Consider the following 11,706-nt stretch of genomic DNA (forward strand, 5'->3'; position numbering starts at 1 on the left):
GCCCGGTCGTGATGGCGCACCGCCCGGTAGTTCGCGATCAGGACCATGAACGCCCACGACACCCCGAGCGGCACCAGGATGATGTGGAACCCGAGCGTGAACGCCATCTGCGAACGCGCCCACGGCACGGGGTTCACCGCAGCCATCGTCGCCAGGCCGGTCAACGTCTCGCCCACGATCACCCCTGCCCGCTTGCCCGTGCACCGGCCCCGGCCGCTCGGCGGGTTCGCCGGTTGTGGCGATGCCCCGACCCTGTCGGGTGCCGCACCCGGCGGGCATCACCCCGCGGGGATGACGTCGGCTCCGTACCGAACCGCGGAGGAACGGGGGTCAGGCGGCCGCGTGGCCGGCCGGAAGGTTCGCTTCGCCTCCTCGATGCCCGTAAAGGGTGCCGGCCAGGGTCAGTGCCGCGCGAACCCCACCGCGTCGTGCAGCCGCGAGCGCCGGGTGCCCGAAGCGGGGCGCGCCGGCGGGCGTTCCTCCGTCGGCGGTGTGTAGGTCGCGCCCACCACGATGTCCTCCGCCATCCCGTACAGCAGCGGCAGCGCACCCGCCACGACCCCGCCCGTGCGGTTGATGTGCGAGACGCCCGGCACGATCGCCTCGGCGTGGGTGTTGATGCGCCGCACGGTCTCCGCGCAGTCCTCGAGGTTCGTCGCGATGCGCGCGAGCAGGCCGCCGACCCAGAACAGGTACACCGCGAGGCCCGCGACGAGCAGGGCGATGTCGACGACGGTCAGCACGACCAAGGTGGTGGTCACGACTTCACCTTTCCGAGCACTCGTCCGAGGAACAGGTGGTGCTGCAGGCCTTCGGCGAGCACGGCGTCGACGCGCGTGGCCGTGACGGGGATCAGGTCGGTGTGCTGCGTGTTGTCCGCCGCGCCGTGCAGCGTGTCACGGATGCCCGCGACCCGGCGGTCGATCACCTTCACGTACCGGATGAGCAGGCTCAGCAGAGCCACCACCACGAGGATCACCACGAACCCGGCGGCGATGGCGATCCACCACAACGTCTCGTCCTGTGTGGACATCCCGATCAGCCTCCCAGCCGCTCGCGGCCCCGTCGCAGCCCGGCGACGATGACCTCGGCGTGGTCGATGGTGGTGCGCAGCTCGGCCAGCGGCGCGGTGTTGCGTTCGGCCGCCTTGAGCTCGTCGTCGATGAGCGGCGCCGCCCGGCCGATGGAGCGCGCGAGCACCAGGATCGGCACCACGAGCGCCACCACGACGAGCACGATGACGACCCCGATCGAAAACCCGATGATCCAGCCCGTGGTCACGGTTCGCCTCCTTCGGCGTTCACACCGACTCGCAGAAGTCGCGCACCGGCTTGAGGTTCGCGTTCACCGAGCCCAGCGCGGCGGGCACGGGCGCGGTCTCCTCCGCGATCACGCGCACGCCGCCGAGCACACTGCCGAGCGTGCGGCGGACGTGGCGCAGGTGCAGGATCACGCGGAGCAGGCCGACGGCGGCGAACAGGATGATCAGTGCGCTGATGGCCAGGGTGGCCCATGCGGCGGCAGGCATGGCGGAACTCCTTTCAGCCCAGCAGTTTCGCGACGCTGCCGGCGTACCGGGTCGCGCCGGCGGCCACTTCGCCGATGGTGCGGTCGGTGCGCGCGAGCGCCTCCGGGACGGGTTCGAGCTGCCCCGCGAGGCGCACGCCGCCCACGAGGATGTCGTCGGCCGCGGCGCGGATCCGCTCCACGGCGGCCAGCACGCGGTTGAGCAGGGCGATCACCACGGGCAGCACCACGAACAGCAGCACGGCGTTGCCGATCCACCACAGGACCACGGTTGCCTCCTCAGGCCGGGGTGCTCGGGTAGGGCGCGAAGAACCGGCGGAACACGCGCTTGAGCGCCATGAGCGTCGCCTGCAGGCCGATCGTGAACCCGCGGGCCGGGGCCGCCGCGTGGCGAGCCTCCGCCGTCTCCCCGCGTTCGGCGCGTGCGATGGCCTCCTGCACGTTGAGGGCGAACTGGCGCATCAGCACCGACGAGACGTCGGCGATCATGCCCCGGCCGTACTGCGCGGCGGCGCCGGACACCTGCAGGTCCTGCTCGAAGTCGACGCGGGTGCCCACGTCGGCGCGGGCCAGCGTCGCCGTCACGACCATGGCCGCCTGGCCCCGGCCGCGGGCTTCGGCCCCACTCGCGTCGACCACGAGCCGGCGGGCGTCCTCGTCGCGCGAGGTGATGGCCGCGACGCCGTCGAACTTCAGCGACACCGGTCCCAGGCGGACGCCCACGCGGCCGCGGTAGCGCTCGTCACCGAGCTCCTCGGTCAGCTCGGCGCCGGGCAGGCACGTCGCCACGGCGGGGACGTCGTCGAAGAACCGCCAGACCTTGTCCACGGGCTGCGCGACCTCGAACTGGTTGCGGATCAGCATCGGCTCTCCTTCTTGGTGTACGCGCCGGGGTCACGCAGGAACTCGGCGCGGCAGCCGGCGCAGCAGAAGCTGTACTCGTGGCCCTCGAACACCACCGGGGCGTCGACCTCCACGGTCATGCCGCACACCGGGTCGACGGTCTCCGTCGCGTCCGGCGCGGCAGCGGCACCCGGCTCCGGCGGCCCGGGCGGCACCCCGCGCGCCGCCCGGATCCGCACGAGCTCGGCCAGGATCGCCACGGCGATCTCCCGGTGCGACACATGGCCGAGGTCCAGCCCGGCCGGCACCTGCACGCGGTCCAGCTCGTCGGCGGCCACCCCGCGGTCGGCGAGGTAACCGAGCACACTCGCTCCGCGCCGGCGCGAGCCGACGAGCCCGACGTACGCCGGCCGCGCGGCCAGCGCCTGTTCCACCGACTCCTCGTCGTGGTGGCCCTGCGTCGCGACGACCACGAAGGATCGCTCGGTCACCACGTCCAGCTCCGTGTGCTCGACGAGCCGCGCGTGCCAGCCGAGCGAACCCGCCAGCGCCACCAGTGTGTGCGCCATCGGCGAGTGCCCGACCACCACCAGGTGCGGCACGGGCAGCACGGGTTCGATGTAGACCTGGAGCGCGCCCTCGCTCTGGCACGAGATCGGCACCACCGTCATCCCCTCGGGCACCGCCGCGCCGAACTGCTCCGGTGACCCCAGCAGCAGGAGCCTGGGCGTGCCTTCGACGAGTGCCTGCCGGGCCTCGCGGATCACGGCCGGCTCGGCGCACGCGCCTCCGATCCACCCGCGCAGCTCGCCCTCGCCGGTGATGATCGCGCGGCAGCCCTGCTTGCCCGACGACGGGCCCTGGCGCCACACCACCGTCGCGAGCGCGAACGCCTCGCCGCGGCGGGCCAGCTCACCGGCCTGCGCCAGCACGTCCCAGCCGTCGGTCGAGTCCGTCATGGACATCCCGGGCACCTCACTCGTCCGTCCGCACGGGCGGCGCGCCGGACACGTCGTGGTGCTGCGTCAGGGCTTCCCACACGCGGTCCGGCAGCAACGGCATGTCGATGTTGCGCACACCGGTGTCGTCGAGCGCATCCAGCACCGCGTTCACGAAGGCCGCCGGCCCGCCGACCGCGGCGCACTCCCCCACGCCCTTCGCGCCGATCGGGTGGTGCGGCGACGGCGTGACGACCTCGCTGTGCAGCTCGAACCCCGGTGTCTCCCACGCAGTCGGCAGCAGGTAGTCCATGTAGTTCGAGCCGACACAGTTGCCCTCGGCGTCGAAGGTGATGAACTGCATGTTCGCCATCGCGTAGGCCTCGGTGAGCCCGCCCATGATCTGGCCCTCGACGATCATCGGGTTGATGCGCACGCCGCAGTCGTCCACGGCCACGGTGTTGAGCACGTCCCACACGCCGGTCTCCGGGTCGACCTCGACGGTGACGATGTAGACGGCGAATGGCCAGGTCAGGTTCGGCGGGTCGTAGTAGGCGTGGTTCTCCAGACCGGGCTCCATGCCGTCGGGCATGTTGCCGTAGGCCGCCATCGCGCACTCCTGGATCGTCACGCCGTGCTCGGGCACCCCGCGCACGGAGAACCGGCCGAGCTCCCACTCGATGTCCTCTTCGGACACTTCGAGCAGGTGCGCGGCGAGCTTGCGCGCCTTCGCCCGGATCTTGCGCGAGACCATGGAGATCGCCGCGCCCGCCACCGGTGTGCTGCGCGAGGCGTAGGTGCCCATGCCGAACGGCGCGGTGTCGGTGTCGCCCTCCTCGACCGTGACGTCGTCGGCCGGGATCCCCAGCTCGTGGCTCACGATCTGCGCCCACGTCGTCTCGTGGCCCTGGCCCTGGCTCTTCGCCCCGACCCGCAGCAGCGCCTTGCCGGTCATGTGCACGCGCAGCTCGGCCGAGTCGAACATCTTGATGCCGAGGATGTCGTACTCGCGGCTGTTGCCGGCGCCGAGCGGTTCGGTCATCGTGGAGATCCCGATCCCCAGCCGCCGTCCGCGTTGTCGCGCTTCTTCCTTCTGCCGCAGGAAATCCTCGTAGCCCACGGCTTTCAGCCCCACGTCGAGGCACGCCTCGGGCTGGCCGGAGTCCACGAGGAACCCGAACGGCGTGCGGTGCGGGAAGGCGTCGGCGCGGACGAAGTTGCGCCGCCGGAACTCGGCCGGGTCCAGCCCGAGGTCTTTCGCGGCCTGGTGGACCATGCGTTCCTGGAAGAACATCGCCTCGGTGACGCGGAACGAGCAGCGGTAGGCGACGCCGCCGGGTGCCTTGTTGGTGTAGGTGCCGCGCGCGGTGAGGTGCGCGGCGGGCACGTTGTAGCAGGCGAACGTCGAGTGCAGCAGGCCGATCTTGAACTTGCTGGGCTGGGCGTCGGCGAAGAACGCGCCGTGGTCGGCCTCGGCGTGCATGCGGACGCCGAGGATCTTGCCGTCGGCGCGCAGGGCCATCTCGCCGTCGAGGTACATGTCGCGGGCGAACCCGGTGGAGATCAGGTTGCCGGTCTTGTCCTCGATCCACTTCACGGGCCGCTCCAGCAGGATGGAGCACAGGATCGAGCACACGTAGCCGGGGTACACGGGCACCTTGTTGCCGAAGCCGCCGCCGATGTCCGGCGAGATGATGCGGATCAGGTGCTCGGGCAGCTCGGCGACCATCGCCACGGCGGCGCGGATGATGTGCGGCGCCTGCGTGGTCATGTACACGGTCAGTTTTCCGGTGGCACGGTCGAAGTCGGCCACGGAGCCGCAGCACTCGATCGGCGAGGGGTGCGAACGCGGGTAGTGCAGCCGCAGTTTCGAGACCACGTCGGCCTGCTCGAACGCCGCGTCGGTGCCGGCCTGGTCCCCGACTTCCCAGCGGTAGACCACGTTGTCGGCCTGGCCTGCCTTGTCGTCGCGGATCAGCGGCGCGCCTTCGGCCACTGCCTGGCCGGGGTTCACGATCACGGGCAGCGGTTCGTACTCGACGTCGATGGCCTCGCACGCGTCCTTGGCGATGTAGGGGTCGTCGGCGACGACACACGCGACTTCCTGGCCCTGGAACCGCACCTTGTCGGTGGCGAGCACGGCCTGGGTGTCGTAGGAGAGCGTGGGCATCCACGCGAGGTTGCGGGTCGCGGCCATCTCGCCGGTCAGCACGAGCCGCACCCCCGGGATCTCCCACGCCCGGCTGGTGTCGATCGACTTGATCCGCGCGTGCGCGAGCGGGCTGCGCAGGATCTCCATGTGCAGCAAGCCGGGCAGCACGATGTCGTCGGTGTAGTTCCCGCGCCCGCGGATGAACCGGTTGTCCTCCACGCGCTTCCGGCTGACGCCGAGCCCGCCGATCTTGTTCTCGTCCAACGCCTGCGACACGTCGAGCCTCCTATTCGGACCGCAGCTTGGCTGCGGCCCACAGCACCGACTTCACGATGTTCTGGTACCCCGTGCAGCGGCACAGGTTCCCCGACAGCGCCCAGCGGACGTCCTCTTCGGACGGATCGGGGTTCTCGTCGAGCAGGGCCTTGGCCGAGAGCATCATCCCCGGGGTGCAGAAGCCGCACTGCAGGCCGTGTTCCTCGCGGAAACCCTCCTGCAGCGGGTGCAGCTCGCTCGCCGTGGCGAGCCCCTCGACTGTGGTGACCTCGTGCCCGTCGGCCTGCACCGCGAGCATCGTGCACGACTTCACCGCGCGGCCGTCCACGAGCACGGTGCAGGCGCCGCAGTTGGTGGTGTCGCAGCCCATGTGCGTGCCCGTGAGGCGCAGGCCCTGGCGCAGCAGGTGCGCGAGCAGCAGCCGCGGCTCGCACTCGACCACGCGGCGCTCGCCGTTGACCGTGACGGTGATCCGGCGGATCGGAACGTCGCCGGTGGCTTCTTCGTGGATCTCGTGGACGCTCGTCATGCCGCTTCCTCCCCGGTGCGGTCCAGCGCGCGCACGACGAACGTGCGCACCAGGTGCCGTTTGAACGCGGCCGTGCCGCGGTGGTCGGTCTTCGGGCGCGCCGCCGCGGCGGCCAGGTCCGCGGCCTCCGCCACGCTGCCGGGGGTCAGCGGACCGCCCACGAGCACGTGTTCGGCATCGGTGGCTTCGATCGTCGAACCGCCGACGCCGGTGAGGGCGATCCCGGCGCGGGTGACCGTCCCGGCCTGTGTCTCCACCGCCACGGCGACGCCGACCGTCGCGAAGTCGCCGACCCGGCGCTCCAGCTTGAGGTAACCGCCCGCGGGGGTGCCGCGCGGCGCCGGAATGACGGCCTCCACGGCGATCTCGTCGGGCCCCAGCGCGTTCTGGAACGGGCCGAGCACGAAGTCGCGCGCGGCGATGCGGCGCCGGCCGGCGGGCCCTTCCGCGACGATCGACCCGTCGAGCGCGAGCACCACCGACGCCCAGTCGCCCTGGGGATCGGCGTGGCACAGCGAACCGACGAGCGTGCCGCGGTTGCGCACGATGGGGTCGGCGATCAACGGCGCCGCCGCGGCCATCGTCGGCTGCACGGCCTTGAGCAGCTGCGAGCGTTCGAGATCCGCGTGCCGGCACAGCGCGCCGACGTGGAGGTTGCCCTCGGCGTCGAGCTCGTGGTGGGCGAGGCCGGGGACGTTGTTGATGTCGACCACGAGCGCGGGCGCGGCGAAGCGCAGCTTCATCAGCGGCACCAGGCTCTGCCCGCCCGCGAGGACCTTGGCCTCGTCGCCGCCGGTGTGCAGCAGGTCGAGCGCCTCGGCCAGGGAACGGGGTGCTTCGTAGCGGAACCGGGAGGGGTACACGCGGGCCCCCTCAGCCGTTCTCGGGAGGTTCGGCCACGGCCGTGGGCAGCGTGTCCTCTTCGGGGTCCTGCCGCGGCCGCTGGTGTGGCGGCCACGGCCCGGCGACCGGGCGGCCCGCCACCTTCAGGAAGTCCACGAGGTCGGGCCACGCCCACACAGTCGGACCAGGCCCTTCTTTCGGTGCGTCCTCGACGAGCTCGAACAGCCGGGGGTTGCCGCGGCTGTGCCCGTCGGACTCGATCCGCATGACGCGCACCTGCTTCCGCCGTTGGTCAGCTGCCGTGATGCTCCCCCCGGACCACGGGCAGGACAATCCGCGATTAACCCTTTGCTTAACCCCGCGCCGAGCTGGGCGGAACCGGTCCCTGTACCTCTTACCAATCCGACCAAAAGTAGGCAGACCCCGAGCCCGACGTAACCGTTGCTACGAAAGCTCAAGCCGTGACTGTGGTCGGATTGGTAACAAACGGCGCAGTAGGCCATCGGTTAATCCGGTGTTGCGGCGGCCCCGTGGGGCGGGGACCATCGACCGTCATGCAGGTGCCGGCGCAGTTCGAGTACGAGCGGGCCACGAGCGTCGAGCACGCGCTGGCGCTGCTGGCGAAGTACGGCCCGGAAAGCCGCGTGATCGCGGGCGGGCACAGCCTGATCCCGATGATGAAGCTGCGCCTGGCCCGGCCCGAAGCGCTGGTGGACGTCAACGAGCTCACCGAACTGTCCGGGATCCAGGTCGCCGACGGCGAGCTGCGCATCGGCGCGCTGGTGCGGCACGCGCAGCTGCTCGCCTCGGCCGAGGCCGGCGCGCTGTTCCCGGTCCTGGCCGACGCCGAGCGCGTGATCGCCGACCCGATCGTGCGCAACCGCGGCACGATCGGGGGGTCGCTGTGCCAAGCCGACCCGTCGGAGGACCTGTCGGCCGCGTTCACCGCGGTGCGGGCCGACGCCGTGATCCGCGGTGAGGAGGGCACGCGAATGGTGCCCGTGCGCGAGTTTTTCACCGGCCCCTACAGCACGGTCGTCGGCCCGGCCGAGCTGCTCGTGGAACTGCGGCTGCCGATCCGCGAGGGCAGCGGCAGCGCCTACGCGAAGGTCGGCCGCCGGGCGGGTGACTGGGCGGTGGCGGCCGCCGGGGCCGAGCTCGTGCTCGAAGGCGGCGACGTGGCCGAGGCCGGCATCGGGCTCACCGCCGTCGGCGCGCCGCGGTTCGTCGCGGCCGAGGCCGAGGATTTCCTGCGCGGGGGCGCCGCTTCGGCCGAACGCTTCGAGAAGGCCGGGGTCATCGCGGCCGAGCACTGCTCCCCCGCCGCCGACCAGCGCGGCCCGGTGGACTACAAACGCCACCTCGTCGCCACGCTCACCACCCGGGCGCTGCACCGGGCGGCCGACCGGGCCGGAGGCTGACGGGCGTGGAGATCACGGTGACGGTCAACGGCGAACCCCACCGCCGCACGGTCGAGCCACGCCTGCTGCTCGTCCACCTCCTGCGCGACGACCTCGGGCTCACCGGCACGCACTGGGGTTGCGACACCTCCAACTGCGGCACCTGCGTCGTGTGGCTCGACGACCTGCCGGTGAAGTCGTGCACGGTGCTGGCGGCGATGGCCGACGGCAAGCGGGTCCGCACCGTCGAGGACCTCGGCCACGGCGCCGAGCTCGACCCCGTGCAGCAGGGTTTCGTGGCGTGCCACGGGATCCAGTGCGGGTTCTGCACGCCGGGAATGCTGATGACGGCGCGCTGGCTGCTCGACCACGACCCGGATCCGAGCGAGGACGTGATCCGCGAAGCGATCTCCGGGCAGCTGTGCCGCTGCACCGGTTACGAGAACATCGTCCGCTCGATCCGGTGGGCGGCCGAGCACCCGGATGGGGCAACCCCATGACCTACGGTTCGTTGCCCCGCAAGGAAGACGCGCGCTTCGTGCGCGGGCGCGGCACGTTCGTCGACGACCTCGTGCTGCCCGGGATGCTGCACGGCGCGATCCTGCGCAGCCCGCACGCCCACGCGCGGCTGCTGTCGGTGGACACCAGCGCGGCCGAGGCCCACCCCAAGGTCCGCGCCGTGCTCACCGGGAAAGACCTGGCCGAGCGCGGGATGGCGTGGATGCCGACCCTCTCGCACGACGTGCAGGCCGTGCTGGCCACCGACAAGGTCCGCTTCCAGGGCCAGGAGATCGCGTTCGTCGTGGCCGAAGATCGTTACGCGGCACGAGACGCGCTCGAGCTGATCGACGTCGAGTACGAGCCGCTGCCGGTGGTCGTCGACGCGCCGGCCGCGCTCGCCGCGGGCGCCGCCGTGATCCGCGACGACCTCGGCAAGGCCGACAACCACGTGTTCGACTGGTCCTCCGGCGACGAAGCGGCCACCGAAGCCGCCTTCGCGAAGGCCGAGGTGGTGGCCCGGCAGGACATGCTCTACCCGCGCGTGCACCCGGCGCCGCTGGAAACGTGCGGCGCCGTGGCCGACGTCGACGCGATCACCGGCAAGCTCACGGTGTGGGCCACCGCGCAGGCGCCGCACGCGCACCGGATCCTGTACTCGCGGATCACGGGCCTGCCCGAGCACCGGATCCGCATCGTCGCGCCCGACATCGGCGGCGGCTTCGGCAACAAGGTCGGGATGTACCCGGGATACCTGTGCGCGGTGGTCGGTTCGATGGTCACCGGCCGGCCCGTGAAGTGGACCGAGGACCGGTCGGAAAACCTGATGAGCACGTCGTTCGCCCGCGACTACCACATGCGCGGCGAGATCGCGGCCACGCGCGACGGCCGCCTGCTGGGGCTGCGCGTGCGCGTGCTCGCCGACCACGGCGCGTTCAACGGCACCGCGCAGCCCGCGAAGTTCCCCGCCGGCTTCTTCCACGTGTTCACCGGTTCCTACGACCTGCCGGCCGCGTTCTGCTCGGTCACCGGCGTGTACACCAACAAGGCGCCGGGCGGCGTCGCGTACGCGTGCTCGTTCCGGATCACCGAAGCGGTCTACGTGGTCGAGCGGATGATGGACGTGCTCGCGCGCGAGCTGGGGCTCGACCCGGCGGAGCTGCGCATGCGCAACCTGCTGCGGCCCGAACAGTTCCCGTACACGTGCGCCACCGGCTGGCAGTACGACTCGGGTGACTACCCGCGCGCGCTGACGCTGCTGAAGGAGATCTCGGGCTACGACGAGCTGCGCCGCGAACAGGCCGGGAAGCGCGCCCGCGGCGAGCTGATGGGCCTCGGCCTGAGCTTCTTCACCGAGGCCGTGGGCGCCGGACCGCGCGAGCACATGGACATCCTCGGCTTCGGCATGGCCGACGGCGCCGAATTGCGCGTGCACCCGTCCGGCTCGGCCGTGCTGCGCCTGTCCTGCATGTCGCAGGGCCAGGGTCACGAGACGACGTTCGCGCAGCTCGTGTCGGCCGAGCTCGGCATCCCGCCCGAGGAGGTCGAGGTCGTGCAGGGCGACACCGACCACACGCCGTTCGGCCTCGGCACCTATGGCTCGCGTTCGACGCCGGTGTCGGGCGCGGCCGCCGTGACGGTGGCGCGGAAGGTGCGCGAGCGCGCGCGGCAGGTCGCGTCGGCGATGCTCGAGGTGAGCCCGGACGACCTCGAGTGGGAACGCGGGCGCTGGTTCGTGCGCGGCGTGCCCGGCCGGGGGCACACGATCCGCGAGATCGCGCTGGCCGCCCACTCCGACCTGGCGCTGCCCGAAGGTGTGGAGGGGCAGCTCTACGCCAGCACGGTGTACAGCCCGCCGAACCTGACCTATCCCTTCGGCGCGTACCTGTGCGTGGTCGACGTCGACGCGGACACCGGCCAGGTGCGCGTCCGCCGCTTCGTCGCCGTGGACGACTGCGGAGTGCGGATCAACCCGATGATCGTCGCGGGGCAGGTGCACCGCGGTCTCGCCGACGGCATCGGCATGGCGCTGATGGAGCTCATGGCCTTCGACGCCGACGGCAACCACCTCGGTGGCTCGTTCATGGACTACCTGCTGCCCACGGCGCTGGAGTGCCCGTCGTGGGAGCTCGGCGAGACCGTCACGCCCTCGCCGCACCACCCCATCGGCGCGAAGGGCATCGGCGAGTCCGCGACCGTCGGCTCGCCCGCGGCCGTGGTCAACGCGGTGGTCGACGCGCTGGCCCCGTTCGGGGTGCGCCACGCCGACATGCCGCTGACGCCGGCCGCCGTGTGGCGGGCCATGCGCGGCAAGCCGCTGCGCGCCGACCTGGCGATCTCCTGAGCGGGTTGAACCGGCCCGGCCGCGGTTCCGTGTTCCAGGTGAGGGACGCGGAAAGGAACCGCCATGACGACGACACCGCTCAACGGCCGGGCGCTCGCGCTGTTGCGCGCCATCGCGGCGGGCCGCGCCGAACTCGGCGCCGGCAGCGAACCCGACCTGCGGATCGACGGCCTGCTCTGCTCCGACCAGCCCACCGCGCACGCGCTCACGCACTCCGGGCTCGTCCGGCCGGTACGGGAAGTCGGCCGCGGGCAGTGGGTTCCGGCCGAACTCACCCCGGCCGGGGCACAGGCGCTGGACCTGAACCCCGCCGCCTGAGGACCACCGGCTTCGCCGCCGCCCTCCGCGATCGCGCC

Annotated in this window: 16 protein-coding genes; 4 read left to right on the top strand and 12 right to left on the bottom strand. The window is 71.9% G+C overall.

Features of this window, described 5'->3' with window-relative positions:
• The 12 genes from AB0K15_RS31825 to AB0K15_RS31880 form a co-directional block, all read right to left on the bottom strand.
• The coding region (locus tag AB0K15_RS31825) for a cytochrome ubiquinol oxidase subunit I (RefSeq protein ID WP_364059153.1) at window positions 1–146 on the bottom strand (146 nt) is incomplete at its 3' end.
• Window positions 147–401: 255 nt separating this feature from the next.
• Window positions 402–761, bottom strand: coding sequence for a hypothetical protein (locus AB0K15_RS31830; RefSeq protein ID WP_364058718.1), 360 nt, complete (start codon window positions 759–761; stop codon window positions 402–404).
• On the bottom strand, window positions 758–1,033 hold the full coding sequence (locus AB0K15_RS31835) for a hypothetical protein (RefSeq protein WP_220241270.1): 276 nt from the start codon (window positions 1,031–1,033) through the stop codon (window positions 758–760). Before AB0K15_RS31835 ends, AB0K15_RS31830 begins: the two co-directional genes overlap by 4 nt.
• A gap of 5 nt (window positions 1,034–1,038) precedes the next feature.
• Window positions 1,039–1,281, bottom strand: coding sequence for a hypothetical protein (locus tag AB0K15_RS31840; RefSeq protein WP_364058721.1), 243 nt, complete (start codon window positions 1,279–1,281; stop codon window positions 1,039–1,041).
• A 19-nt stretch (window positions 1,282–1,300) separates the two neighbouring features.
• Window positions 1,301–1,528, bottom strand: a complete 228-nt coding sequence (locus AB0K15_RS31845) for a hypothetical protein (protein WP_220241271.1) — start codon at window positions 1,526–1,528, stop codon at window positions 1,301–1,303.
• 13 nt (window positions 1,529–1,541) lie between these two features.
• Window positions 1,542–1,796 carry a hypothetical protein gene (locus AB0K15_RS31850; RefSeq protein WP_364058724.1) on the bottom strand — a complete coding sequence of 85 codons (255 nt, stop codon included), beginning with the start codon at window positions 1,794–1,796 and terminating at the stop codon, window positions 1,542–1,544.
• Between the two features lie 10 nt (window positions 1,797–1,806).
• Window positions 1,807–2,391: an SRPBCC family protein gene (locus AB0K15_RS31855; protein ID WP_364058727.1), complete on the bottom strand. Its 585-nt coding sequence runs from the start codon at window positions 2,389–2,391 to the stop codon at window positions 1,807–1,809.
• Complete coding sequence (locus AB0K15_RS31860) at window positions 2,385–3,335, bottom strand: XdhC family protein (RefSeq protein WP_364058730.1); 951 nt, start codon at window positions 3,333–3,335, stop codon at window positions 2,385–2,387. The genes AB0K15_RS31855 and AB0K15_RS31860 overlap by 7 nt, the downstream gene beginning before the upstream one ends.
• A 10-nt stretch (window positions 3,336–3,345) precedes the next feature.
• Entirely contained in the window at window positions 3,346–5,736 is a 2,391-nt protein-coding gene (locus AB0K15_RS31865) for an aerobic carbon-monoxide dehydrogenase large subunit (RefSeq protein WP_364058733.1), read from the bottom strand.
• A 10-nt stretch (window positions 5,737–5,746) separates the two neighbouring features.
• Window positions 5,747–6,265, bottom strand: coding sequence for a (2Fe-2S)-binding protein (locus AB0K15_RS31870; RefSeq protein ID WP_364058736.1), 519 nt, complete (start codon window positions 6,263–6,265; stop codon window positions 5,747–5,749).
• The gene (locus tag AB0K15_RS31875) at window positions 6,262–7,128 is read right to left on the bottom strand and encodes a xanthine dehydrogenase family protein subunit M (protein ID WP_364058739.1); all 867 of its coding nucleotides are present in this window, start codon (window positions 7,126–7,128) and stop codon (window positions 6,262–6,264) included. The genes AB0K15_RS31870 and AB0K15_RS31875 overlap by 4 nt, the downstream gene beginning before the upstream one ends.
• 10 nt (window positions 7,129–7,138) lie before the next feature.
• Window positions 7,139–7,375, bottom strand: a complete 237-nt coding sequence (locus AB0K15_RS31880) for a hypothetical protein (protein WP_364058742.1) — start codon at window positions 7,373–7,375, stop codon at window positions 7,139–7,141.
• Between the two features lie 287 nt (window positions 7,376–7,662).
• Here AB0K15_RS31880 and AB0K15_RS31885 point away from each other — a divergent pair, with 287 nt between their 5' ends.
• From AB0K15_RS31885 to AB0K15_RS31900, 4 genes are all read left to right on the top strand, one after another.
• Window positions 7,663–8,529, top strand: coding sequence for a xanthine dehydrogenase family protein subunit M (locus tag AB0K15_RS31885; RefSeq protein ID WP_364058745.1), 867 nt, complete (start codon window positions 7,663–7,665; stop codon window positions 8,527–8,529).
• Window positions 8,530–8,534: 5 nt separating this feature from the next.
• Window positions 8,535–9,008 carry a (2Fe-2S)-binding protein gene (locus AB0K15_RS31890; RefSeq protein WP_364058748.1) on the top strand — a complete coding sequence of 158 codons (474 nt, stop codon included), beginning with the start codon at window positions 8,535–8,537 and terminating at the stop codon, window positions 9,006–9,008.
• Entirely contained in the window at window positions 9,005–11,350 is a 2,346-nt protein-coding gene (locus AB0K15_RS31895; protein ID WP_364058751.1) for an aerobic carbon-monoxide dehydrogenase large subunit, read from the top strand. The genes AB0K15_RS31890 and AB0K15_RS31895 overlap by 4 nt, the downstream gene beginning before the upstream one ends.
• Before the next feature lie 63 nt (window positions 11,351–11,413).
• Entirely contained in the window at window positions 11,414–11,668 is a 255-nt protein-coding gene (locus AB0K15_RS31900; protein ID WP_364058754.1) for a hypothetical protein, read from the top strand.
• Window positions 11,669–11,706: the final 38 nt, after the last annotated feature.

It is taken from the genome of Amycolatopsis sp. NPDC049253 (assembly GCF_040678995.1).
Taxonomy (GTDB): Bacteria; Actinomycetota; Actinomycetes; order Mycobacteriales; family Pseudonocardiaceae; genus Amycolatopsis.